The 24,834-nt window shown below is 52.4% G+C and carries 16 protein-coding genes and 3 tRNA genes; 12 read left to right on the top strand and 7 right to left on the bottom strand.

What is annotated here, in order from left to right:
• Positions 1-3 precede the first annotated feature (3 nt).
• On the bottom strand, positions 4-1,347 hold the full coding sequence (locus MIB40_RS11610; protein ID WP_249694255.1) for a sigma-54-dependent transcriptional regulator: 1,344 nt from the start codon (positions 1,345-1,347) through the stop codon (positions 4-6).
• 5 nt (positions 1,348-1,352) lie between these two features.
• Positions 1,353-2,924: a sensor histidine kinase gene (locus tag MIB40_RS11605; protein WP_249694253.1), complete on the bottom strand. Its 1,572-nt coding sequence runs from the start codon at positions 2,922-2,924 to the stop codon at positions 1,353-1,355.
• 164 nt (positions 2,925-3,088) lie between these two features.
• Between MIB40_RS11605 and MIB40_RS11600 the strand changes: the two genes are divergently transcribed.
• Both MIB40_RS11600 and MIB40_RS11595 read left to right on the top strand, forming a co-directional pair.
• Entirely contained in the window at positions 3,089-4,714 is a 1,626-nt protein-coding gene (locus MIB40_RS11600) for an NAD+ synthase (RefSeq protein ID WP_249694252.1), read from the top strand.
• A 93-nt stretch (positions 4,715-4,807) separates the two neighbouring features.
• The gene (locus tag MIB40_RS11595) at positions 4,808-5,740 is read left to right on the top strand and encodes a bile acid:sodium symporter (RefSeq protein WP_249694250.1); all 933 of its coding nucleotides are present in this window, start codon (positions 4,808-4,810) and stop codon (positions 5,738-5,740) included.
• A 41-nt stretch (positions 5,741-5,781) separates the two neighbouring features.
• Here MIB40_RS11595 and MIB40_RS11590 read toward each other — a convergent pair whose 3' ends face one another.
• Positions 5,782-6,144 (bottom strand): glutaredoxin family protein, encoded by a 363-nt coding sequence (locus MIB40_RS11590; RefSeq protein ID WP_249694248.1) that lies wholly within the window; start codon positions 6,142-6,144, stop codon positions 5,782-5,784.
• Positions 6,145-6,163: 19 nt separating this feature from the next.
• Positions 6,164-7,039, bottom strand: a complete 876-nt coding sequence (locus MIB40_RS11585) for an outer membrane protein assembly factor BamD (protein WP_249694246.1) — start codon at positions 7,037-7,039, stop codon at positions 6,164-6,166.
• A gap of 246 nt (positions 7,040-7,285) precedes the next feature.
• On the opposite strand from MIB40_RS11585, the gene rluD reads away from it, so the two are divergent.
• The 4 genes from rluD (at position 7,286) to clpB (ending at position 13,504) form a co-directional block, all read left to right on the top strand.
• Positions 7,286-8,257, top strand: coding sequence for a 23S rRNA pseudouridine(1911/1915/1917) synthase RluD (rluD, locus tag MIB40_RS11580; RefSeq protein ID WP_249694243.1), 972 nt, complete (start codon positions 7,286-7,288; stop codon positions 8,255-8,257).
• Positions 8,238-9,002 carry a peptidoglycan editing factor PgeF gene (gene pgeF / locus MIB40_RS11575; protein WP_249694241.1) on the top strand — a complete coding sequence of 255 codons (765 nt, stop codon included), beginning with the start codon at positions 8,238-8,240 and terminating at the stop codon, positions 9,000-9,002. Before rluD ends, pgeF begins: the two co-directional genes overlap by 20 nt.
• 113 nt (positions 9,003-9,115) lie before the next feature.
• Positions 9,116-10,762 (top strand): FAD-binding oxidoreductase, encoded by a 1,647-nt coding sequence (locus MIB40_RS11570; protein WP_249694239.1) that lies wholly within the window; start codon positions 9,116-9,118, stop codon positions 10,760-10,762.
• A 174-nt stretch (positions 10,763-10,936) separates the two neighbouring features.
• On the top strand, positions 10,937-13,504 hold the full coding sequence (gene clpB / locus MIB40_RS11565; protein ID WP_249694237.1) for an ATP-dependent chaperone ClpB: 2,568 nt from the start codon (positions 10,937-10,939) through the stop codon (positions 13,502-13,504).
• A 186-nt stretch (positions 13,505-13,690) separates the two neighbouring features.
• On the opposite strand, the gene MIB40_RS11560 is transcribed toward clpB, so the two are convergent.
• Entirely contained in the window at positions 13,691-14,038 is a 348-nt protein-coding gene (locus tag MIB40_RS11560; protein WP_249694236.1) for a PilZ domain-containing protein, read from the bottom strand.
• Positions 14,039-14,086: 48 nt separating this feature from the next.
• Positions 14,087-16,621, bottom strand: coding sequence for a DUF1631 domain-containing protein (locus tag MIB40_RS11555; RefSeq protein ID WP_249694235.1), 2,535 nt, complete (start codon positions 16,619-16,621; stop codon positions 14,087-14,089).
• A 311-nt stretch (positions 16,622-16,932) separates the two neighbouring features.
• On the opposite strand from MIB40_RS11555, the gene MIB40_RS11550 reads away from it, so the two are divergent.
• From MIB40_RS11550 to MIB40_RS11540, 3 genes are all read left to right on the top strand, one after another.
• Positions 16,933-17,008: transfer RNA gene (locus tag MIB40_RS11550), tRNA-Asn, on the top strand.
• Positions 17,009-17,011: 3 nt separating this feature from the next.
• A tRNA-Pro gene (locus tag MIB40_RS11545) sits at positions 17,012-17,088 on the top strand.
• A gap of 6 nt (positions 17,089-17,094) precedes the next feature.
• Positions 17,095-17,170, top strand: a tRNA-Lys gene (locus MIB40_RS11540).
• A 346-nt stretch (positions 17,171-17,516) separates the two neighbouring features.
• On the opposite strand, the gene MIB40_RS11535 is transcribed toward MIB40_RS11540, so the two are convergent.
• On the bottom strand, positions 17,517-18,698 hold the full coding sequence (locus MIB40_RS11535; RefSeq protein ID WP_249694234.1) for an acetyl-CoA C-acyltransferase: 1,182 nt from the start codon (positions 18,696-18,698) through the stop codon (positions 17,517-17,519).
• A gap of 283 nt (positions 18,699-18,981) precedes the next feature.
• Here MIB40_RS11535 and MIB40_RS11530 point away from each other — a divergent pair, with 283 nt between their 5' ends.
• From MIB40_RS11530 to MIB40_RS11520, 3 genes are all read left to right on the top strand, one after another.
• Entirely contained in the window at positions 18,982-20,670 is a 1,689-nt protein-coding gene (locus MIB40_RS11530) for a fatty acid--CoA ligase (RefSeq protein ID WP_249694233.1), read from the top strand.
• A 290-nt stretch (positions 20,671-20,960) separates the two neighbouring features.
• Entirely contained in the window at positions 20,961-22,805 is a 1,845-nt protein-coding gene (locus tag MIB40_RS11525) for a DUF1302 domain-containing protein (RefSeq protein WP_249694232.1), read from the top strand.
• A 26-nt stretch (positions 22,806-22,831) separates the two neighbouring features.
• Positions 22,832-24,202: a DUF1329 domain-containing protein gene (locus tag MIB40_RS11520; RefSeq protein WP_249694230.1), complete on the top strand. Its 1,371-nt coding sequence runs from the start codon at positions 22,832-22,834 to the stop codon at positions 24,200-24,202.
• The last annotated feature ends 632 nt before the right edge of the window (positions 24,203-24,834 follow it).

Genomic DNA, 24,834 nt, shown 5'->3' with positions numbered 1-24,834 from the left:
GCCTTACTCGAGATCGAGCTTTTTTAGTCGATAGCGTAGCGCTCGAAAACTGATCCCCAGCCTTTTCGCGGCAGCGGTTTTGTTGCCACGGGTGTTCTCAAGTGCCTGAATAATCGCATCTCGCTCGATGGATTCCAGAAATTCTTCTAGGGATTCCACGCCTCCCAGAGGCAGTTTGGGCTCGGCGCCTTTGAAGCTTTCGGTGGGCATTAACTGCAAATCATCCACTTCAATACTATCGTCTTCGCAGAGGGTGAAGGCGCGCTCAAGTACATTCTCCAGCTCTCGCACATTGCCTGGAAAAGGGTAATGTAATAACGAGTTGATAGCTTCCTCGCTGACACGCGGAGGCGGGGTCTCGCACTCCTCGGCCAGCTGTTTCAGGATCTTTTTGGCGAGCATGGGGATATCATCCGGGCGTTCGCGCAGGCTGGGTACTTTAAGTTCAATAACATTGATGCGGTAAAAGAGATCCTGTCGAAACAGTTGATCCTGTACCAGTTGTGCCAGATCTTTGTGCGTTGCACTCAGTATGCGGACATTCACTGGAATCTCCTGTTCGCTTCCCACGGGACGAACGGATTTTTCCTGAATGGCCCGTAGTAGCTTAACCTGCATTTGTAAGGGAAGATCGGCCACCTCATCCAGGAACAAGGTGCCGCCATCCGCGGCTTGAAACAAGCCGGCTTTCGATGCTACCGCGCCGGTAAAGCTACCTTTTATATGGCCAAAGAATTCGCTTTCCATTAATTCCGAAGGGATGGCACCGCAGTTAACCGGAACGAAAGGGGAGTCGGAACGAGGACCCTGTTCATGGATTTGGCGAGCAACCAGCTCTTTACCGCTGCCCGACTCGCCGCTGATATAGACCGGTGCCTGGCTTCGGGCCAATTTACGAATGCGGGTCTGTAATTGGGCGATGCTGGGAGACTCTCCCAGTAACGGGGAAGCGCCGGGTTCGCTATCCGGTGTGTTGCTGTTATCAAGTTTGAGCGCCGTTGCTACCAGATCTCGCAGCCGACTTAATTCCACGGGTTTGGAAACAAAGTCGAACGCACCGGCTTTGAGCGCCTTAATAGCGGTATCCATGCTGCCAAAAGCGGTGATCATGGCAACAGGGATATCGCTGTGGTGTTTCTGCATATGCTTGACCAGCTCGATACCGTTGCCGTCGGGTAATTGCATGTCGGTGAGACAAAGATCAAAGTGATGTTGCTTGAGCAGATCCTTGGCATCTTTAAGGTTGGCGGCTGATTGGGTTTCAAGATCCATACGGCCCAGAGTGATCTCCAGCAGCTCGCGGATATCGGGCTCGTCATCAACAATTAGTGCGGTAGTGTGGCTCATGGCGTTTAGTTAATACGTTTGTCCGGGTGAGCAAAGGTGATCCGAAAACAGCTGCCCTGTTCGCTATTTAGCAGTTCCAGACTAGCATGATTGGCTTCGCATAGCTCTTTGGATATGTAAAGCCCCAGCCCTGTTCCGGTGGTTTCTGTGGTGTAAAAAGGCTCGAATATTTGCTCGCGCATGGCTTCGGGAACGCCTGGACCCTGATCGATCACGTCGAGGTAAGGGTGGCCGCTATCACCTTTGATGCCCACTCGAAGGGTGAGGGAGGCTTGTCCGGTTTTCATCTCACTGTAACGCAGGCCGTTTTGGCATAGATTGTTGAGAATCTGAGTAAACTGATCACAGTCCATGTGAACGCTTAGCTCTTGTGGAGCATCGAACTCAATATTGGTATTGGATTTTTCGGCCAGTTGATGCTCTTCAAGGTACTGCTCAAGCCATGGGAATAATTGGAACTGTTCTGTCAGACTGGCTCGTCGACGAGAAAGCTGCAGGATATTCTCAATGATGCGGTTCATTCGCCGAGAGTGATTCTGGATTATTTCGAGTAGCCGCAAATCGCTTTTCGGGAGTTGTGGGGACTCTTGCATGAGCTGTGCAGCATGGCTGATGGCGCCAAGAGGGTTGCGTATCTCATGGGCAATGCTGGCCGTCAAACGACCCAGGGAGGCCAGCTTTAATTGCTGAGCCTGCTGCGTCACCATAAGAGTGTCGTCCAGGAAGATCAGCAGGTGGTGCTGTCCATCGGCATCAAGCTGGGTAAAACTGGCCTGGATTTTGGCGGTGTCAGGCCGCACCTGAAAGGGATCACCCATTAGGGTGGGGTTTTCGAACCATTCTTTAAGGCGTTGACTTAACTGGGGGGCAATGTTGTCCAGGAGGCCGTGCCTTTGCGAGCAATCCAGCAGTTGGGCCGCGGCTTCATTCATCAGCACAACCTGTTGTTGCTCATCGATAACGACTATGCCGGTGCGCATCCGTTGAATAATGCTGTGATTGAGCTGTTGCAGTTGCTGGTATTGCCGCTGTTGTTCGAGGCTTCGTAGCTCGATACGACGTAACCGACCGGCCAGGGTCTGCATTCCAAACGCCGTGGCAAAGAAGAGAATTCCTAAAACCCCTGCGTTGATGTGTCCTTTGGCAGGGGTGTCCTGAAAGACGACAAAGTAGAGGGTGTTGCCCAGCATGCCCAGAGTGGCAATAGCGGCCAGTAATGTTCCGGCCCGGCCAGTCACCAGAACATTACCAGCAGCGACGGCGATAATGATCAGGTTACCCAGTACCGCACTTTTATTACCGCTTAGAAAAATCAACAGCGTCAATAGCAATATGTCGATGCAACACACCAGAAAGTAATGGGTTCGGCGGCTCGCACGGTTGCTCAACAATACGATAAGAATATTGATTAGCGCGTATCCGGCCGAAAACATCTGGAAGCGCGGTAAGTTGGAAAAGGTGATCAGTTGCTGGCCGAGGTCGGTAAAAGTCGCCGATAAAAACAGAACCGCTAGGAGTATGCGATAGCCGTTGTAGATGCTTAGAAGTTGCAGATTACGCTGTTGGCTAATGGTCAAGGCTTTTGCATCCTGATAAGAGCGCGCCCACAGCTTCCAGCTGATGCGCAAAGGGATTATTTTACACCGCTTGTGCTTTAGCGGAAAATACCGGCCATCAGTTTATCGCCACCTCTATCATGGGGCGTTATCCCAATGACTTCAGTCCTGAGGCTTGTTTTTCTATGAACCGTCCTGTTCGCATCATTATGGCTCAGCTCAATACGGTAGTGGGCGATATTCCCGGCAATACCCGGCGTTTGATCGATGCCGCAGAGGATGCCCGGAATCGTCTACAAGCGGATCTTATCCTTTTTCCCGAGCTGGCACTTTGCGGTTACCCGCCGGAAGACCTGTTGCTGCGTGAGAGCATGATGACCCGCATCGACCGCGCCCTGGTGCAGCTGTGTGAGGTGAGTGGAATTCATATGGTCGTTGGGTTACCGGGCAAAGGACCCGAAGGCCAGTTGTACAATCAGGCGGTCGTGCTTCGTGATGGCGAGATTCTTGGACGATATAACAAGCAGCATCTGCCCAACTACCAGGTGTTTGATGAAAAGCGCTATTTTGTCGAAGGTGATAGCCCGTTGGTGATCGACTGCTTTGGTACAAAAATGGCAGTGACCGTTTGTGAGGATATTTGGTATTCGGATCCTGTGACTCAGGCCAGAGAGCAGGGCGCTGAACTGATCCTGAATATTAATGCATCACCCTTCCATTTGAATAAATTGCAAGAACGTTTGAATGTTGTCCAGCATCGTTGCCAGGAAGCGAAGGTGCCGGTGATCTATATCAATCAGGTGGGTGGTCAGGATGAGTTGGTGTTTGATGGTTGCTCCTTTGCTATGAATGCCCTGGGTCAGGTCGTTGTGAGTGCTCCAGGTTTTGAAGAGGGGCTTTATCTGGTCGAGTATGATCCCGGTACCGGTGATTTGTTGCCGGGCCAATGTGTGGAGCCCCCGTCGCTGCATGAATCGGTTTATAACACGTTGGTGCAGGGAGTACGCGACTACGTCAACAAAAACGGCTTCAAAGGCGTTGTGCTGGGGCTGTCGGGTGGTATCGATTCGGCATTGACCCTGGCGGTTGCCGTCGATGCCCTGGGTTCGGATAGAGTCGAGGCGGTTATGATGCCATTTCGCTATACCTCGCAAATGAGCCTGGATGATGCCGAAGAGGAAGCCACCACATTGGGTGTGAATTACAAGGTGTTATCAATCGAGCCCATGTTTAACGCATTTATGGCCACCCTCGAGCCCGAATTTGCAGGTACACAGCGAGATACTACAGAGGAAAACTTGCAGGCCAGGTGTCGTGGGGTATTGTTGATGGCGCTCTCGAACAAGAAAGGCTATCTGGTATTGACTACCGGCAACAAAAGCGAAATGGCGGTAGGTTATGCCACTCTGTATGGCGATATGGCAGGAGGCTTTGACGTCCTTAAGGACGTACCGAAATCCATGGTATTCGAGCTTTGTCGCTACAGAAATCGTTTGTCTCCTGCAATTCCCCAGCGGGTGATCGATCGTCCCCCGTCCGCCGAACTGGCGCCCGATCAGGTGGATGAGGATAGCCTGCCCCCTTATGAGGTGTTGGACCGAATTCTCGAACTCTATATCGAACAGGATCTGAGTGCCGATGCGATTGTCGCCCAGGGCTTTGAACATGATGACGTCTATTCGGTTCTGCGTCTGGTGGATATTAATGAGTACAAGCGTCGTCAGGCCGCCATTGGCGTGAGAATCACCTCACGAGGCTTTGGCCGAGATCGACGTTACCCGGTAACCTCCGGGTGGAAGCTGGGTGATTGATCGGCCTCTCGAATACTGGGCGTCGAGTCGGGCCAGGTCGTGATACGGTAATTATCCAGGCATGGGACTAGACTGCAGAGCACCTGAATCGCTATGAAATATTTTATGCCTGCCGGGCTGTTGGTGGCTTTTATCGTGGCACTTTTGCTACCGGGGCCTGGACAATGGCTTGAACAGTTGGGTCTGGTGCAATGGATGGTGGTGGTCATCTTCGTGATCAATGGCTACCAGACCCGTTTGCAAGGCACTGCTGTCGCTAGCGGATATGGACGGCTGGTGTTGAGTGCGATATTAATCAATCTGATTATTGCGCCCTGGATCGCCTGGGGGGTAGCGACTCTGCTGCCCTTGGGTACGGCCCTGTCGGTCGGGATTCTGGTCATGGCGGCCGTCCCTTCAACCCTGTCGTCGGCCATTGTAATGACGAGAATTGCAGGGGGGGACGCCACGGCATCCCTGATGCTGACGGTAATATTGAATTTGCTCGGCGTGTTTAGTATTCCGCTGATGTTGAGTGGGACACTGGGCACTTCGGGGTTGGTCGAATTGTCGCCCTGGAATTTATTGTACAAGCTCGCGCTGTTAGTCTTGTTGCCCTTTGTTATAGGAATGCTGCTGCGGCGATGGCGGGAATGGCCTGTGCCGGCGTGGGTGTTGGGCTATCTACCTTCCCTCTGCGTAATTGGCACGGTGTGGATGCTGTTATCTCGTTCTCACCAAACCCTACTCAGTGTTGCGGTCAATGAAGTGCTTTGGGCCGCTTTGGCGTCCTTGTTGGTGCACTCAGCATTGCTTTGTTTGAGTTATTGGGCAGGGAAGTATCATATATCCGAACCAGCTAAGCGCCTTGCGCTGCTGTTCACCGCCTCGCAAAAGACATTGCCGGTTGCTATCAGTGTCATGGCGGCCATGGCGATAGGGCCGTTAGCCGGACTGGCACTGCTGTGTTGCATCGTCTTCCACTTTCTGCAATTGCTGATGGACTCGGTGATTGCCGCGCGGTTGGTAGCTGGTTCAGAGCACTGACCCAACAGCCTGCTCAGGATGCCGGGTCGTTCAGCGGCTTGTTAGGCGAAACGCTGTTCGAGATAACTGATAATTTCTGAGGATTCGTACATCCAGCGAATATCACCCTGCTCTGTCTCGATGCGTAGGCAAGGTACCTTGATGCGGCCACCCTCTGCCTCCAGTTCGGAGCGGTAACCCGAATCGCCCTTGGCATCGCGAGTTTGAATATGCAGCCCCTGACGCTTGATCGCGCGCCTGACCTTGACGCAAAAGGGGCAAGCCTGAAATTGGTACAGGGCCAGTTTGGCGGTTTGTTGATCCAGCAGCTGTTGCTGCTCTGGCGAACGTTTGGGGGATCTGGGGGTGAAAATGAAGTCCAGGGCCAGAATAATCCGGCCCAACAGGAATCGTATCAGGGTCATAAAGCTACTCATTTAAAGCTTAGTTTTCGGGCTGAGGTGGTGTTGGATCGGGGGCATCCGTGCTGATCAGGTCAAAGCTGATCACCGTCCAGACCGAAGGGTCAACATCGTTGAAATTCTTGTAACCCGTGAAGTTACCTTTTTCATCAAGGGAGGGATGCTTGGGATAGTTCATGCGCATAACCTTGAGAATGGCATCAGCCTCTGCCTGCATATCCAGGCGCTGATAGCCTTCGATCATTACGGCCATCGCGGCGGGTACGGCGGGGGTGCGCTGCATATTTTCCAGCACATACTGGCCACGATTGACGGCTGCGACATAAGCCCGGCGCTTGAGGTAGTAGTCGGCAACGTGAATTTCGTACAGTGAAAGCTGATTACGAAGGAAAATCATTCGCTGTCGGGCATCCGCTGCGTAGGGACTATCGGGAAAGCGATTCAGCAGTTCGGCAAACTCGGCAAAGGACGCTCTGGCTTGTCCGGGGTCGCGCTTGCTCATGTCTATCTCGACATACCGCTCCATTAAACCCACATCAGCGGTGTAGGAGGCCAGGCCTTTCATGTAGTAGGCGTAATCAACATTAGGGTGTTGAGGGTGCAAGCGGATAAAGCGGTCGGCTGTTGCCTTGGCGGCTTCTGGCTCTATGCGTTTGTAATACGCATAGATAAGCTCCAACTGGGCTTGTTCAGCGTAAGATCCGAAAGGGAAGCGAGATTCGAGGGCACGCAAATGATCAATGGCTTCACCATAGTTGGTGGTTTCCAGGGCAAATTGTGCTTTGCGATAGAGCTCCGATTCCGAATACCCTTCATCTATTTTAACTTTATCGTCTGATGCGCAGGCTACTAAAACTAACGCCAGTAATGGTGTGATCAGATTGCGAAGTGATCGCATGAGCTATGTCATTCCTTGGTCAACGTCATGGCGCTTACCCAAAAGGGACGCCTGGATTTGGGCCGGGCTGTGTTATTATGCGGGCTCCGATACGAAAGTTTGATAGGAATCCCTGCGCTCTAAAGTAGAGCCAGTCCGATGGCTGGGTGCCATTTAAACACAGCCGTCAATGTAAACCAAAATGTAACCGAAAGTGCCGGTAAACTAAAGCACAAGCCAATCTCAAAACGCTAACAGAAGGCCCCTATGGCTGAACAGATAGAACTCAGTGCCGTTGTTCCTATGGATCTTGGCGGGCAGCGCCTCGATCGGGTCGCTGCCCATTGTTTTCCCGACTATTCCCGCTCACGGTTGCAGGAGTGGATCCGCGGAGGCCAGTTGACGGTTGATCAGCACCAGCGCAAAACCAAAGACAAGCTGGTGGGAGGAGAAACCCTACGGGTTCAGGTAGCGGTTGAGGATGAAGAGCGCTGGGATCCCGAAGCCATGGCACTCGATATTCTTTATGAGGACGACAGCATTCTGGTGCTTAACAAGCCGGCTGGGCTGGTCGTCCATCCGGGAGCCGGCAACCCACAGGGCACGCTGCTCAATGGCTTGTTGCATCATTGTCCGGATAACGCCAGCGTGCCCCGTGCCGGTATCGTGCACCGGCTCGATAAAGACACTACCGGACTGATGGTCGTGGCCAAAACCCTGGCCGCCCATACGGATCTGGTGGAACAGCTGCAAGCGCGCAGCGTCAGTCGCGAATATGAAGCTGTTACCATGGGCGTCATGACCGCGGGAGGAACGGTGGATGAACCTATTGGACGCCATCCAACCCAACGAATACGAATGGCGGTCAATGCCAGCGGCAAACCTGCCATAACCCATTATCGAGTGTTGCAGAAATATCGCCATCACACCCATGTTCGCGTCGGTCTGGAAACCGGACGTACCCACCAGATTCGGGTGCACATGAGTCATATCCACTTTCCTCTGGTCGGGGATCCCGTCTACGCCGGCAGGTTACGGCTACCGGCGGGTGCTACGGATGAGCTTCAGCGGGCTTTGCAGGGCTTTCACCGTCAGGCGTTGCATGCCTGTCAATTAGGTCTGTATCACCCGACCAAGGATGAATATATGGAGTGGCAAGTGCCTCTACCGGAAGATTTTCAGAACCTGCTATCGGTATTGGAGCAGGATCAGCAAGCTCATGATGCGCTCGATGCCTGATCTGTTTCTGGGCCGCTATATCAAGGCATCCTGGGACGCCCCGGGCAACGTCCATGCCCTGGTTACGACCCGAGTCAAGGGCGACAGTGTCGCCCCTTTTGATCATTTCAATGTTGCCGATCATGTCGGCGATGACCCGCAGCAAGTAACCCTTTATCGTCAGCAGATGTGTGAGGAACTTGGTTTAAACCTGCCACCGCAATGGTTGCATCAGGTGCATGGCGTGGATGTGATAGAGGCAAGGTCAGATGGCGAAGTGCGTGAAGCCGATGCCGTTTACAGTCAGCAGTCGGGCCAAGCTTGTGTGGTTATGACGGCAGATTGCCTGCCGGTTTTGTTGTGTAATGATAAGGGCGACCGGGTCGCCGCAGCCCATGCCGGTTGGCGCGGTCTGTTGGCTGGCGTTCTGGAGAACAGCATCGAACAGCTCGCTTGTGATCCGGCGGATCTGCATTGCTGGCTCGGCCCGGCGATTGGGCCCCAATGCTTCGAAGTCGGGCCTGAGGTGCATCGGGCCTTTTGCGATCACAGCCTTGAGGCTGAGACCGCATTTGCCCCGAGCAGTGAGCGCCCAGGGCATTTTTTTGCGGATATTTATCAGCTGGCACGGCAGCGACTGCAGCGCGCCGGTGTTACGAATATCAGCGGAGGCGAGTATTGCACGTACTCCCAGCAGGGCCTGTTTTACTCCTACCGACGAGCACCGGTCACCGGGCGCATGGCGAGCATCATCTGGCTCGATTAGTCGCTGGTATCTGGTGGTTTTAGGGTGCTATAAAAATCTCTGTATGTGGTTTGTAATACCGCCGGCTTAATGCGCCGGCGTTTTACTATAACAATAAAAATGCGGAGTTCGTTATGGAGCAAAAACTCAAGTTTTGGGGTTGGGGCTATGAAGGCCAGGGCCTAGATGAGCAATACATTCGTCAGGTAGAAACCCTCGCCAAAGCCCTTTTCGGGATTGCTGAGCTACCCCGGCTAACTCCTCCGACACTTGCAAGCCTTGAGCTCCGCTCGCCAAGGTGTCAGGTCCCGGAAACCCTCAAGTCTGTTTGTTCGACTGATAAATACGATCGTGCGTTGCACAGTTACGGTCAATCCTTTTATGACGCCGTGCGCAAACTGAATAATGATTTTTCCAACCCCCCCGATGTGGTGGCTTACCCGAAGAGCGAGCAGGATATTGTTGACCTGTATGCCTGGGCTGCCGACGAGGGCGTAACCATTATCCCCTTTGGTGGTGGTACGAGCGTTGTGGGAGGGGTTGAACCACCGCAATCAGACCGTCCTGTAGTGGCGATGAATCTTCGCCGTTTCGATCGGGTGCTGGAGGTCGATGAACAGTCTCTGGCCGCCAGGATACAGGGCGGCATTTACGGCCCGGATCTGGAGGCTCAGCTAAAGCCTATGGGGTATACGCTGCGTTTTTTTCCCCAGTCCTTCGAGTTTTCCACCCTGGGAGGCTGGATTGCAACCCGGGCTGGCGGGCATTTTGTGATGGGGCCAACCCATATTGATGATCTGGTCGAAAGCGTTCGGGTGGTGACCCCAAAGGGGATCATTGAATCGCGTCGTTTACCGGGGTCCGGTGCGGGCCCCAGCCCTGATCGGATGATGATTGGCTCGGAGGGGATTCTGGGCGTGATTACCGAAGCTTGGGTACGAATTCGCCGGCGTACCACCAGAAAGTGGTCCGCCAGTATTCACTTTAGTGACTATGATGCTGCACTCGAGGCCGTCAAAGATATTGCTCAATCGGGGTTGATGCCTTCGAATTGCCGCCTGCTTGATGCGCGTGAAGCCATGCTGAACGGCATCGCGGCAGGAGACTGTTCTGTGTTGGTACTGGCTTTCGAATCTTGCGGCGAATGCTGTGAAGATCGATTCCGGCAAGCGCTTAACATCGCAGAAAATGCGGGAGGCCTGCCCTCGATCGATGTGTCGGCTGGAGACGCTAAGCAGGGTAATGAGTCAGCCGAGAGCGTCGGAAGTAAGGATGAAGAACTTGCAACTGTTGGTGAAGATAGCTCAGAGCAGTGGAAACAGAGTTTTCTGAAAATGCCTTATTTACGCGAATATTTGTGTGCCCGGGGCATCATCAATGAAACCTTCGAAACGGCCATGACCTGGGAGCGGTTACCGGAGTTTATTCGCTCGGTAAGGCGAGCGACGATCGAAGCGATCAAAGAGGTTACTGGTCGAACGGGGTTTGTTTCCTGTCGGCTGACCCATGTCTATGCTGATGGCGCTGCTCCCTATTTTACTTTTCTCGCTTATGGCGACCCGGAACGCATGATCGAGCAATGCGAAGCGATTAAAACGGCAGCGGCTAACCGCTTGATTGAACTGGGCGGTACCATTACGCATCACCATGCGGTCGGTCGTGATCATCGGCCCTGGTATGACCAACAGCGTCCCGATCTGTTTGCTCAAAGCTTGCAGGCTGTAAAGGCTCAACTCGATCCCGATGCGATACTCAATCCGGGGGTATTAATCGATCCCTGATGCGTGGATTGAAGGCAGGAGTTTCAAACTGAACGAGAACAGCGCTTGAAAAAAAGCCGAATCACCACCATATAGTTTGTAACTTAAGCGGGCTGCGGGTGTCGCTCGCCAAGACTTGAGCAGTGACAAGATCGGTAAAGGCACCCACGCCAATAGTGATATATGGTGAGGATAATGAGAATCGATCGATTAACCAGTAAGTTGCAAGGTGCCCTGTCAGATGCGCAGTCTGTTGCTGTAGGGCGAGATCATAATTACATCGAACCGGTCCACCTGCTGGTGGCCATGCTGGATCAGCAGGGCGGTTCCATTCGCCCTTTGCTGCGGCAAGTGGGCTTTGATGTTGAAAAATTACGTGGACAACTGGACGAGCAGCTTGAGCGTTTGCCCAAGGTGAAAAATCCCGATGGGGATATTCAGATGTCCGCGAATGTCGGTCGCTTGTTGAATGTTGCCGACAAACTGGCGCAAAAAAACCAGGATCAGTTTATCTCCAGCGAAACGGTTTTGCTTGCCTCGATGGAAGATAAAGGGCCGTTGGGTGAACTGTTGAACGCGCAAGGTGTTAGCCGACAGGCGCTGGAAATGGCGATCAATAATTTGCGTGGTGGTGAAGCAGTCAATGATCCCAACGCAGAAGATAACCGCAAGGCGCTTGATAAATACACCATCGATCTGACCGCCAGGGCCGAGCAAAGCAAGCTTGATCCGGTGATTGGCCGGGACGATGAAATTCGCCGGACCATTCAAGTCTTGCAGCGTCGCACCAAAAATAATCCAGTAATTATCGGTGAGCCTGGTGTCGGTAAAACGGCGATCGTGGAAGGTCTGGCGCAGCGTATTATCAATGGTGAGGTGCCCGAAGGATTGCGAGACAAGCGCATATTGGCCTTGGATATGGGCTCTTTGCTGGCTGGGGCAAAATACCGGGGCGAATTTGAAGAGCGCTTAAAATCGGTGCTCAATGAACTTTCCAAGCAGGAAGGACGAATCATTCTTTTTGTCGATGAACTGCACACAATGGTGGGGGCTGGTAAAGCCGATGGCGCCATGGATGCAGGGAATATGTTGAAACCTGCGCTGGCTCGCGGTGAGTTGCACTGTGTTGGTGCCACGACTCTGGATGAATACCGTAAGTTTATCGAGAAAGATGCGGCACTGGAGCGACGCTTTCAGAAGGTTATGGTTAACGAACCCTCGGAAGAAGACACCATTGCTATTCTGCGGGGTCTTAAAGAGCGTTATGAGGTGCACCATGGTGTGGACATTACCGACCCGGCCATTATTGCTGCCGCCAAGTTATCCCATCGCTACATTCCTGACCGTCAATTACCGGACAAGGCGATTGATCTGGTGGATGAAGCGGCCAGTCGTATCCGTATGGAAATGGACTCCAAACCCGAAGCTATGGATCGACTGGAACGCCGGTTGATTCAATATAAAATTGAGCGAGAAGCCCTGAAGAAAGAAGAGGATGCGGCTTCCCGCAAACGACTCGATAAACTCGATAGCGAGATCGGGCGGCTAGAGCGAGAATTTGCTGATCTGGATGAGGTTTGGAAGTCTGAAAAGGCAGCTTTGCACGGGTCTCAAAAGGTTAAGGAGGAATTGGAAAAGGCGCGAGTGGAACTGGATACGGCGCGGCGCGGAGGTGATTTGGCCGCTATGTCTGAGTTGCAGTATGGACGAATTCCTGATCTGGAAAAACAGCTCGACCTCGCCAGTCAGGCTGAAATGAACGACATGCAATTGTTGCGAAATAAAGTCAGCGATGAAGAGATTGCTGAAGTTGTTTCCAAGTGGACCGGTATACCGGTCTCCAAGATGCTGGAAGGCGAACGTGAAAAACTATTGCGTATGGAAGAGTCCCTGCATCGACGTGTGATTGGCCAGGAAGAAGCCGTGGTTGCGGTATCTAATGCCGTGCGACGCTCCCGAGCCGGTCTTTCGGAGCCGAATCGTCCTAATGGCTCTTTTATGTTCCTGGGTCCCACCGGTGTGGGTAAAACCGAGCTTTGCAAAGCATTGGCAGAGTTTCTGTTTGATACCGAAGAGGCCATCGTGCGCATCGATATGTCGGAGTTTATGGAGAAGCATTCAGTGGCTCGGCTGGTCGGTGCGCCTCCAGGATATGTGGGTTATGAAGAGGGCGGTTATCTGACCGAAGCCGTGCGTCGTCGTCCCTACTCCGTCGTGTTGTTGGATGAAGTTGAAAAGGCCCATCCCGATGTTTTTAATATCCTGCTGCAGGTGTTGGATGATGGCAGATTGACGGATGGTCAGGGGCGAACGGTTGATTTCCGTAATACCGTGGTGGTGATGACCTCTAACCTGGGCTCGGACCTGATTCAAAATATCAGCGGTAGCGACTTTGAGGAGATCAAAAACACCTTGATGGAAGTTGTAGGTCAACATTTCCGCCCCGAGTTTGTTAATCGGGTGGATGAGCTTGTGGTGTTCCATCCCCTTGCTGCTGAGCAGATTGCCGGAATTGCCAGTATTCAGCTCGATCTGCTGCGTGGTCGTCTGAAGGAGAAGGATTTAGCTTTAGAAGTGGATGATGAAGCGATGAACCGTCTGGTAGAAATTGGCTTCGATCCTGTCTATGGGGCGAGACCGCTGAAGCGGGCGATTCAACGCTGGATTGAAAACCCATTAGCGCAAGAGATTTTGGCCGGTAAGTTTGAGCCGGGTAAAACCATTCATGTTTCTGCTGAAAGCGATGGTATGAACTTCTACTAAGGGCACATCTGAATTAATCAGAGGTGCCCTAAGCTTTGGTAACGGATAAATCTGTAAAATACGATTGACTGTTAGAGGTTCAATAAAAAGAGGGAGCCATAGGCGCCCTCTTTTTGTTTTGTTCGATGCAAAACCATACAGGCACCTTTTTGGTTTCGAAAACCGGACCCAGTGTCTGGTTCTTCACTAATCCATGGGGGTGCTGCTAAAAGACATAATTCTGTTAATAATGTCCCGATCTTTTTCGTTAATTTCGATTAAATGAAAGCCTGTCCAGTAATGAGACGGAGTGATGCTTTGCTTGCACCAGAGGCTATCCACGCCGATATGAATGACATCGGTGTCATCGACCGTCTCCGGAAGGTTGATCCGGCACTGGAAAATGGTGTTGGTTTTAATCGGTTCGCTACTCATTAGCATAAAACCATCACTGGATATGTCTACCAGACTGCCCATGTATTTTTCGGTGTTGCAGTCGTATACGTCCAGATTATTCTGTAGTTTTACGCGGCCTTCTTTGCGATTTTCCTGCATGCCTTGAGTCTCTTTTGAGTGAAAGGAACGAACGAAATGGTTGGGCGGCTAAGAGCCCATAAAGCGTTTCAGGAGGTTATGAATTGTCTCCATCGCTCTATCCATTAGTGGGGCTCGCTCTATTTCGGCGAAGCGGGTTGTTCCTGTAGTCAGTTCTGTGGCTAAAGTAAAAATAGGCTTTACTGCGGCTTTATTTCCGACAGTATCGACAAACATATAGTTCAGTGTCGTGGGGCTGAACCAGCTTAACTTTAACCGAAGTATAGAGTTATCGGCTTGGGTAAAGTCGAACCAGGTACCAAATTCAAGCTTTTTTAAGCGATTGATCAGGTCGGGGTCGATATCGACATTCTGATTTTCTATTTCAGGTTCGGCTTCCTCTTCTTCAATGGGGATGCCGCCAAGAGTTGCCAGGGCAGCAGCCTCTACCTCGGCTTCCACCGGATGATGCTCAGGCGTTTCAAGGGGTTTGCCTTGAATCGCCCGTAATGCGGCGCGCTGGCACATAACTAAAGGCTTGACCAGTCCCTTGATGTCCTCTTCCTGATGCCCGCCCAGATTAATCAGGTGCTCCTTGATGCTGGCAATCAGGTGGGGCTGCTTCTCTTTTAAGAGGTCTTTTTCTTCTTTGTTGTATTTGGGCTCAACACTCCAGAAAATATCGTCGGTGATGTTGCTGGCCCGTTGCCAGGCATCACTCTCCTCGCTATGACGTAGTAATACAAAAACCAGCACATCATTCCATGCCGAAAGCAGGAAGTGCACGGTGGTCTTAGGGGGTTGCTCATCTCGAATGCGGGTTTCCAGTATTTCTCGTGCTGTCTTTCTTGCCGCCAGCAGACGATCACGGCCTTTGGTTGCTTCGACGGCCCGTCGCTCGATAATTTCCGACTGTCGTTTAAGTAAATTAATAAAATTGTTGAAATCTTTGATCAGCAGATCGAACAGTTCAATATCGCCGTTGTAGTCGTTAATAACTCGTTGCACGACGTATTGAATTTTGCCCAGAACACCCCGGTCGTTGCTCTCATCGGGTGCCCACAACACGGCAGCCTGGGCCATGCTGTTCAGCAAGCGCCTCGCGGGATGCTGGTGTCGAACAAACATCTCCTTATCGGTCAGCGCTATCTTCAGGTAGGGCGTATGGAGGTGACTAAGGGCTGTTTTGCACACATCCGGCAGGTTTTCGTCATCCAGAATAAAGTCGAACAGCATTCCGACCAGATCGATGATGTCTGCATCTTCGGTAGATATGTTCCTGTTGTGTTCTTCGTCTGCATTAAGGTGTTTTACCAGGTCATCCTTGAAGGCGTTGACCGTTTGTGGGGTTGTGAAGGGGGTGCCTTCGGTATCCAGATTCTGTTTTTGCAGCGCGGTTAGTGCGTGTAGCAAATCATCGGTTGTGTAAGGCTGTAAGCCCTCTTCGGGAGGAGAAAAGGCGTGTACGCTGCGGAAATTCGCTTCGGGGATTTCCAGCGGCATATCATTGACATGGCGGTTAGTGATCAGGTCACTGATTGCCGTGAATAACTGGTCGCTGGTCGCCGGGTCCATATAGGTGGCGCCGTCCATGGCCGCATCCTGTGGCGTACTGTTGTCATAGTGCTGCGGTATATTGCTGGCCAGAGGACCCTTATTGGCAGGTGCAGGTTGCCCTGTGCCCGGAACAAAAGGGGGGGCTGCATGCTTTTGCTCATTGGGCTGGTCTTGAACTGATGGCTGATGCCCGCCTGGTGGGAACTGGGTGTGAGGCTGGGGTTGACTCGGCACCGGGGCATGGCCTTCAGATTCGTCAGGGCCTTCAGCGTCATCCTTGCCGGCATCGGTGATGTCCAGGTGTCGTTTTGCCCCCTGGCTTTCCGCGTATTGGCGGGCAGAAAACTTCAGGTTAGGCAAGACATCCGCTTGAATCAGGCGTTTGTTCAAGTCATCGTAAATCGCATCCAGGCCCGTCATAACGTATTCGTCGAACAGCTGGTACAGGATTTCCTGAATACGCTTGTGGGTCTCCAGTGCTTCCAGGGCTTTGCAGAAGCTGGTGGCGATTTTCTTGGCGGCCACCGGATTGCTACCCTCGTCCACCTTATCGCCATTAATAACAATTGAGAGTCTTTGGTTCAGTGCATACAGGGCTTCGGTGCAGCGCCCATTAACCTTGGTGGCCATGTTGGTGACGACCAGGGATTCTTCATAAGCTTCGTTCTGAACCAGCGACAGATCTTCTGCATCGACATTTTGGCTATCGTCTTGTTGCCCGCTCATCTTTGGGCGCGATTCGATAAAGTCGGTAAAGAGCTGGGAAATCTCCTGATGGAAGACCCGCTCTGCCTGGGGGCGCTTGAGTCGCACCTCCCGCATGCTGTCAAAAAACAGGGTTTGGATGGAGTTGTTTTCTGCTTTTTCAGCCGCATCGAATAGAGCATCGTCGATGTTTTCGAACATTTCGGCGAGCAAACTGGCCGTACTGTTCATGGTGATTTTACGGCAGTCTTGAATGAGCTGCTGGAAGCGCGGCTGGATATGATCCAGATTCTCCTTCCGGCTTTGCAGGCTGACAACCTTGGGCGGCTCAGTTTCTCTCATGGTATTCCCTGTTGTTATGCGAGACTTTTTTGGTCAAAAGTCTCTTTTTTTATAGTAGTTCATTATAAAGCTCCCTCGTAACGGCCTGCCTGCTGCGATGCAGAACCATTTGCGCCAGTATATGCCTTAATAATCCAAGGCTCTAGCCAACTTTTATCGAACATCCATGAGATAAAGGTCTAGCTGGAGGATGGGGGAAGAATCTCCGTGAGAATGCCTGGTAAAGGGGTTGACTCTCGAGCTGGCTAAGGTAATATGCGCGCTCCAAGGTTGAGGGTGACCCATTTATGGGGCCGGAAGTCTTGTGTAGTTCCCCGATAGCTCAGTTGGTAGAGCAAATGACTGTTAATCATTGGGTCGCTGGTTCGAGTCCAGCTCGGGGAGCCATTTCGGGGTATAGCGCAGTCTGGTAGCGCGCCTGCTTTGGGAGCAGGATGTCGGGAGTTCGAATCTCTCTACCCCGACCATTTTTCGGGTCGTTAGCTCAGTTGGTAGAGCAGTTGGCTTTTAACCAATTGGTCGGGCGTTCGAGTCGCCCACGACCCACCATATAGAAAAGGAACCGCCACGCGGTTCCTTTTTTTTTGCTTACAGGATGTAAGTAGATCGCGTGAGCCAGGGAGGGCAGCAGCGATCCAAGGTAGATATAAGTAGATCGCTTTTTGCTCCTGCAAAACCGATACTTCCGACGTCCCTGTCGGTCGTCGCGTGAGCCACAGGCGGCGGTAACGATCCAGGGTAAAAGTAAGCAAGTTGCGTGAATCAGGAAAGCCGGTAGCAGTCCAGAACAGAAGTAATCAGACCGAATCAGGTAAGGATGGCAGCCACGTTTCGGTAAGATGCGCCGAGAACCTTATGGCTGACGTCCCTGTCAGCCATTGTCTAGGCCGAAACCTTATACGAGCTCGATGGCCATTGCGGTAGCTTCTCCGCCGCCGATACACAACGAGGCCACACCACGCTTTTTACCCTGTTGTTTCAGTGCGTAAATCAGGCTGATGATAATGCGTGAGCCGGTCGATCCCACCGGATGGCCCTGGGCGCAAGCACCGCCGTTGACGTTAACCTTGCTGTGATCAAGCCCATGTTCCCGCATTGCCAGCATGGTGACCATGGCGAAGGCTTCGTTGATCTCAAACAGATCAACATCCGCTTTGCTCCAGCCGGTTTTGGTAAACAGCTTCTCCATGGCGCCAACCGGGGCAATGGTAAACTCTGATGGGTGCTGGGAATGGGTGCTGTGCCCAACGATACGGGCCAAAGGCTTCAGGCCGCGTTGCTTGGCTTCCGATTCGAGCATCAACACCAGCGCCGAAGCACCGTCGGAGATGGAGCTGGAATTGGCTGCGGTAATGGAGCCATCTTTGGCAAAGGCGGGTCGCAGCTGAGGGATTTTGCCGATATTGGCGTTGTGAGGTTGTTCGTCGTCAGCCACGACGGTTTCAGTTTTGCGGCTTTTTACGGTCACGGGAACAATCTCGGCCTTGAGGTCGCCGGCATCAATGGCACGCTGAGCTCGCTGAAGGGACTCGATGGCAAAGGCATCCATCTCTTCCCGGGTGATGCTGTAACGGTCAGCTACTTCCTGGGCGAAGGAGCCCATCAAGCGACCTGTTTCGGCGTCCTCCAGGCCATCCAGGAACATATGGTCTTTGACCTCGCCGTGGCCCATACGCAAACCATCGCGAACCTTGGGTAGTACGTAGGGTGCATTGCTCATGCTCTCCATGCCGCCAGCGACCATAATGTTGTTCGTGCCCGCTTTGATCAGGTCGTGAGCCAGCATGGTGGCTTTCATGCCCGAACCGCAAAGCTTGTTGATGGTGGTGCAGCCGGTTGCTTCGGGTAGACCAGCCTTCAAAGATGCCTGTCGGGCGGGGCCCTGCTTCAGGCCGGCCGGTAGCACGCAACCCATAATCACTTCCTGTACATCGTTGGCATCAACTCCGGCGCGGCTGACCGCCTCGGCAATCGCGATAGAGCCCAATTCTGGTGCGCTGACGCTCGCCAAACTGCCCTGAAAACCACCCATAGGGGTACGTGCCCCGCTGACAATGACTACGCAATCATCTGACATCTTGTTTGCTCCTGAATTGTATTGAGAAAGGCTGCACCATGCTCGGGGTTGGCCCGATGTTATTAGTGGCGGTACAGGGATGAGTCTATGGTATCAAAATTGGCCCGCTTCCGGTTTTGAATCATTCCTTGCGGTTCGAAAATCATACTTTATGGCGATAGGGAGGAAAGGGGGCGCTGGATATAGTGATGTCATTAGAGTCAAACCTGTAGCGCAAAGCTTGGCTTGGAAACTGGCAGAGTCCGGTGGCCGCGTAAGTAATAACAACAATAAGAGCAAACCTATGACCCAAACCCGTGTCCTTGAGCCAACTCCCTCCGCCTATCCCTACCCCTTATTAATCAAGCAGTTGTTGCTATCCGGTCGTCGCTACGAGGCGGGGCGTGAGATTGTCTATCGTGATCAGGTGCGCTACGACTATAAAACATTGAACGAACGCATCTGCCGTCTTGCCAACGCCCTGAAGGCATCCGGTATAGGACCGGGTGATGTGGTGGCGGTGATGGAATGGGACAGCCACCGTTATCTGGAGGCGATGTTTGCTATTCCCATGATCGGCGCGATCATCCACACCATCAATGTGCGCCTGTCACCGGACCAGATTATCTACACCGTTAACCACGCCGAAGACAAGATGATTCTGGTGAATGATGAATTCCTTCCTCTGCTAGAGGGAATGCAGTCCCAGTTCGAGACCGTCGAAAGCTATATGCTGATCAGCGATAGCGAAGGCGCAAGCCCTCCAACAGGTTTGCCCTTTGTGGGTGAATACGAAGCCCTGTTGGCGCAACAAGCGCCCCATTGTGATTTCCCCGATTTTGACGAAAACAGTGTTGCCACCACCTTTTATACTACTGGCACCACCGGTAATCCCAAGGGGGTTTACTTTACCCATCGCCAACTGGTGCTTCATACCTTGGTAGAAACGGCGACCCTTGGCGCTTTAGGTCGCTCGCCACTGATGAATTCGGATGATGTCTATATGCCGGTCACGCCGATGTTTCATGTCCACGCCTGGGGGGTGCCCTATGTGGCAACCATGTTGGGTGTCAAGCAGGTTTATCCGGGGCGTTACGAGCCGGACTTGCTGGTGGATCTGCAACAGCGTGAAGGGGTGACCTATTCCCACTGCGTGCCGGCCATTATTCAGATGATCCTGGGTTGCTCCCGCGCCCAGCAAGCCAACTTCGATGGCTGGAAAGTGTTGATTGGTGGCTCGGCCCTGAATAAAGGCTTGGCCTTGGCAGCGCTCAATAAAGGCGTGCAATTATCCGCCGCCTACGGCATGTCGGAAACCTGCCCGTTGCTCTGCGGCGCCTATGTCACCGAGACATTACGTGAAGAGCTGACCGACGATCAGCAGATTGACTATCGTATCGCCGCCGGTATCCCTGTGCCCCTGGTGCAGCTGGAAGTGGTTGACGCGGAAGGCAATGTCCAACCCCATGATGGTGAGTCTGTGGGGGAGATTGTCGCCCGCGCACCCTGGCTGACTCAGGGCTACTTTAAGGAGCCGGAAAAGAGCGAAGAGCTTTGGGCCAATGGTTGGTTGCACACCGGTGACGTTGCCACTATCGATGAGTTGGGTACGGTCCGGATTCGTGACCGTATCAAGGATGTCATTAAAACCGGCGGTGAGTGGATCTCTTCTCTCGATCTGGAAGGTTTGATGAGCCTGCATCCGGCCATTTCCGAAGTGGCCGTGGTCGGAGTGCCCGATCCCCAGTGGGATGAGCGCCCCTTTGCGCTGGTGGTGGTCCATCCGGGCGAAGAGGTTGATGCGGCGAGCATCAAGGATCACCTCAAGCGCTATGTCGAGGAGGGGCGTATTAACAAATGGGCGATTCCAACCCAGGTGGCTGTGGTGGAGTCGATCCCCAAGACCAGCGTCGGCAAACTCAACAAAAAGCAGATTCGTGCCGACTATGCCGAGTACCTGAAAGGTGATGGTGCCTTCCTGTCTTCGGTGTGATTTATGGCGGTTTTTTCAATTGGCGGTGGTTTTCACTCTTTAGGATGATTAATTGGCCAAACCTGAAGGTCTATAGTGGGAGCACAATAGGGGAGGGATCTCAGATTAAAGGTTATCGAACGTCGAGATCGGCTTTCAATAGCTGCATTTTATAACAATAAAAGAGGCGAAAAACGCCTTAATAACAACCATGACAACAATCATAAAAACAAATGGAGTAGTGTCCAATGAGTATGCGTAATTCCTCACGCGCCTGGCACCAGGTAGCCCGCCTTCCGCTGGCGGCGGCGGTGACTGCAGCGGTGCTGTCGACCCAGGCCCAAGCAGTTAGTTTTGAACTGATGGATGGCGAGATCGAAGGTACCTTCGACTCCAATATTTCTTACGGTATTACTTGGGCGGCGTCCAATCCGGATAAGGATTATATCGGTGCCAACAATGGTGGTGCGGGTCTGTCGCAAACCACTGACGATAACCACCTGAACTATAAAAAGGGCCAGCGTGTATCCGAGGTGGTCAAGGGTATTCATGATCTGGAGCTAACCTACGGCGACAGCGGTGTTTTTGTTCGAGGCAAATATTGGTATGACTTTGAGCAGCGTCGCGATACCGAATTTAAAAATATCAGCGACAAGGGCCGTCGCAGCCTGGCGCAAACCAAAGGTGCCGAATTCCTGGATTATTATGCATGGCACAACTATGAGTTTTTAGAGCAGCCCGGTAGTGTGCGCTTGGGTAATCAGGTGGTTAGCTGGGGTGAATCAACTTTTATTCAAAACTCTATCAATAGTATCAACCCTGTCGATGTTTCGGCCTTCCGTAAGCCCGGCGCCGAAATCAAGGAAGGGTTGATGCCCGTACCTATGCTCTATGTGCAGCAGGGAATTACCGATAACCTGAGTTTTGAAGCCTTTTATCAGTTTGAATGGGAACCCACCACGCTGGACAACTGTGGTACTTTCTTCTCTGGGCCCGATGTGGCGGCCCAAGGCTGTAATGATAATTTAACAGTACTAGCGCCATTAACAGATGCTGATGTTGCTGCTCTTAATGCGGGTATTGCAGCTACTGCCGGTGGTTTAGGATTAACGGGTGATTACAGCATTAGTGGTGGTGCCGAAGGTACAATCGTTCCTAGAGTTAAAAACGATGAACCCAGTGACAGTGGGCAATGGGGAGCCGCTCTTCGTTGGTATGTGCCGGAATTAAACGATACCGAGTTTGGTGCCTACTTTATTCACTATCATAGTCGCACTCCTGTGCTTAGTGGTGTCGGAGCAAGTCAGGATGTTTATGATATAGCCAATGCGATTGGTGATCCTAGCGGTAGGGTAGTTATTGCGGGTAATTCAGAATATTTCATGGAGTACGCAGAGGATATTCGCCTCTATGGGTTGAGTTTTGCGACAACGTTGGGAACTACTGCTGTTAGTGGTGAGGTGAGTTATCGCCCTAATTCCCCTATAGGCTTAAATACTACAGATGTTCTTTTCTCTGGGCTTGCTTCTAGCGCTTATCTTGGTGGTGCTTTGGGGAACGTTTCCTTAATAAATGGTAGTCCAGGTGAAACAGTGCATGGCTATGTGCGTAAAGAGGTGACTCAAGCTCAGTTAACAGCGATCCACTTCTTCGATCAGGTGATGGGCGCTAGCCGGTTATCGCTAGTTGGTGAAGTGGGTGCGAATTGGGTTGGTGGTTTAGATGATTCAAGTGACCTGCGTTATGGTCGAGATCCGGTCTTTGGAACAGGACCTTTGAATGGCTTTCTGGCACCAGGAGTTAGTACTTGTGATGGCTTGGCAACTAGCCTGAGTGGCGGACAAAACAACTACTGTGAAGATGAAGGTTTTGTAACCGATTTTTCCTGGGGTTATCGTGCTCGTGCAACTTGGGAATATAACGATGTTTTTGCTGGTATTAACCTGAAGCCTTCCCTGGCTTGGCAGCACGATGTTGATGGTTTTTCCCCTAACACCAACTTCCTCGAGGATCGTAAAGCGGTCTCTGTTGCCTTACGTGCGGATTACCTGAACACCTATAACGCCAGTGTTTCCTTTACCGATTTCTTCGATGGCAAGTACAACACAACTCAGGATCGTGACTTCTTCGCGGCCAGTGTTGGTATGACCTTCTAAGAAACGGATTACGGAGAATAAAAATAATGATCAATCATAAAAAAATAATCGGTGCCGGTGCAGTAGCGCTGACTTTGATGAGCGCCAGTGTGATGGCGGCCGTATCTCCTGAGGAGGCGGCGCGCCTGAATACCGACCTGACTCCTTTGGGCGCCGAGCGCGGTGGTAATGCCGATGGTTCTATTCCCAAGTGGGAAGGTGGTTTGCGCAGTGAGTACGCCCCCTTCTTCGATGATGGCTCCCTGGCCGATCCATTTGCCGATGAGCAGCCGGAGTTCACCATTACGGCGCAAAACTATGAGCAGTATGCCGATAAGCTGAGCCCGGGCCAGATCGCCTTGTTCAAGCGTTTCCCGGAAACCTACAGCATGCCGGTCTACAAGAGCCATCGTACGGCGACGGTTCCGGATGATGTGCAGCAGCAAACCTTTAGCAATGCGACCAATACCAGCACGGTACGCGGTGGCAATGGCCTGGAGAACTACACCGATATCGGTTCTACGCCATTCCCGATCCCGCAGGCTGGTGTAGAGGCGATCTGGAACCATATCGTGCGCTATCGCGGTGGTAGCACCAAGCGTACGATCATCCAGGCAACGCCGACCGCCAACGGTTCTTTCACCCCCGTTAAGTTCCAGGACGAGTTTACCTTCAGTAACAAGGTCACCGACTTCGAAGGGGATGTAGGTAACCTGCTGTTCTACTTCAAGCAGCGCGTACTGGAGCCTGCGCGCCTCGCGGGTAACGTCTTGCTGGTCCACGAAACCATCGATCAGGTTGAGCAGCCCCGTATGGCTTGGGTTTACAATGCCGGTCAGCGTCGTGTACGTCGTGCCCCTCAGGTGGCTTATGACGGTCCAGGTACTTCCAGTGATGGCCTGCGTACGGCGGATAACTTCGATATGTACAACGGAGCCCCCGATCGTTACGACTGGGAAATAGTCGGTAAGAAAGAGATGTATATTCCTTACAACAACTACGACCTGTACTCCAAGGAGCACTCCTACGACGATATCATCGAAGCTGGGCATATTGATCCTCAATATACCCGTTACGAGCTACACCGTGTGTGGGAAGTGGTCGGTACTCTGAAGGAAGGCGCCCGTCATATCTATGCCAAGCGTGTGATGTATCTGGATGAGGATACCTGGCAGGCGTCTGTTATTGATCACTACGATGGTCGTGGTCAGCTGTGGCGTGTGGGTCAGGCGTACAACATGCACTACTACCCAATCGATACCCCCTGGTACGCAGCGGAGACTCTGAACGACCTGCTGTCTGGCCGCTACCTGGTATTGGGTTTGCAGAACGAAGAAAAAATGGGTTACCAGTTTGGTTTCCAGGTTTCTTCCAAGCAGTACACCCCATCTGCTCTACGTCGTGAGGGTCGTCGCTAAGCGCGTCTCCAAACGATAGTCCAGCCCGCGCAAGCGGGCTGAACCTACTCTGTTTAAACCGGGCTCCGCCCGGTTTTTTTGCTTACAAGGATGTAAGTAGATCGCGTGAGCCAGGGATGCGGCAGCGATCCAAGGTAAACGAGTAAGTGGATTGCGTAAGCCAGGGATGACGGAAGCGATCGAAGGTAAATAAGTAAGTAGACCGCTGTTTGCTCCTGCAAAAGCGGTACTTCCGACACCCCTGTTGGCCGTCGTGAGAGCCAGAAAAGGCGGCAGCGATCCATAAGCCAATCACCATTTGCTCAAACAGCAGTGATACACCCACAGCCTCTTTCGAGAAGATGAACCCTGATAGGCGACAATGCTATAAGCATGGCTAATACCCAGCTATTAGGGATCTACCGGTGATGCCGGCAAGCCCGCAGTTAACGCCATTTTGGCCCTGAATGGTTCTTTAACGGTCTGATCGGGAACAGAGCCATTAAGCCTTAAGGCACCTCTGATTAATTCAGATGAGCTCTGGCTTTCAGGCGAATTCAGAATCGCGGCACGTCTTTGCAGTAAGGTCTAGACCTTTCAAAAAGGCGTAACAAAGAGTCTGGGTTCGCCTGAAAGCCCCGTAGGGCGGTCCT

It is taken from the genome of Aestuariirhabdus haliotis (assembly GCF_023509475.1).
GTDB lineage: Bacteria > Pseudomonadota > Gammaproteobacteria > Pseudomonadales > Aestuariirhabdaceae > Aestuariirhabdus > Aestuariirhabdus haliotis.
The sequence above is the reverse complement of the archived record's forward strand: the minus strand, read 5'-3'. Positions and strand labels throughout refer to the sequence as shown.

Excerpts from the sequence above, each read along its gene's own strand:
- MIB40_RS11590 (WP_249694248.1), bottom strand. The coding sequence starts at position 6,144 with ATGACCCTGATACGATTCCTGTTGGGCCGGATTATTCTGGCCCTGGAC.
- MIB40_RS11555 (WP_249694235.1), bottom strand. The coding sequence starts at position 16,621 with ATGAGAGAAACTGAGCCGCCCAAGGTTGTCAGCCTGCAAAGCCGGAAG.
- MIB40_RS11570 (WP_249694239.1), top strand. The coding sequence starts at position 9,116 with ATGGAGCAAAAACTCAAGTTTTGGGGTTGGGGCTATGAAGGCCAGGGC.
- clpB (WP_249694237.1), top strand. The coding sequence starts at position 10,937 with ATGAGAATCGATCGATTAACCAGTAAGTTGCAAGGTGCCCTGTCAGAT.
- MIB40_RS11535 (WP_249694234.1), bottom strand. The coding sequence starts at position 18,698 with ATGTCAGATGATTGCGTAGTCATTGTCAGCGGGGCACGTACCCCTATG.
- MIB40_RS11600 (WP_249694252.1), top strand. The coding sequence starts at position 3,089 with ATGAACCGTCCTGTTCGCATCATTATGGCTCAGCTCAATACGGTAGTG.
- MIB40_RS11595 (WP_249694250.1), top strand. The coding sequence starts at position 4,808 with ATGAAATATTTTATGCCTGCCGGGCTGTTGGTGGCTTTTATCGTGGCA.
- pgeF (WP_249694241.1), top strand. The coding sequence starts at position 8,238 with ATGATGCGCTCGATGCCTGATCTGTTTCTGGGCCGCTATATCAAGGCA.
- MIB40_RS11560 (WP_249694236.1), bottom strand. The coding sequence starts at position 14,038 with ATGCAGGAAAATCGCAAAGAAGGCCGCGTAAAACTACAGAATAATCTG.
- MIB40_RS11530 (WP_249694233.1), top strand. The coding sequence starts at position 18,982 with ATGACCCAAACCCGTGTCCTTGAGCCAACTCCCTCCGCCTATCCCTAC.
- MIB40_RS11610 (WP_249694255.1), bottom strand. The coding sequence starts at position 1,347 with ATGAGCCACACTACCGCACTAATTGTTGATGACGAGCCCGATATCCGC.
- MIB40_RS11585 (WP_249694246.1), bottom strand. The coding sequence starts at position 7,039 with ATGCGATCACTTCGCAATCTGATCACACCATTACTGGCGTTAGTTTTA.
- MIB40_RS11520 (WP_249694230.1), top strand. The coding sequence starts at position 22,832 with ATGATCAATCATAAAAAAATAATCGGTGCCGGTGCAGTAGCGCTGACT.
- rluD (WP_249694243.1), top strand. The coding sequence starts at position 7,286 with ATGGCTGAACAGATAGAACTCAGTGCCGTTGTTCCTATGGATCTTGGC.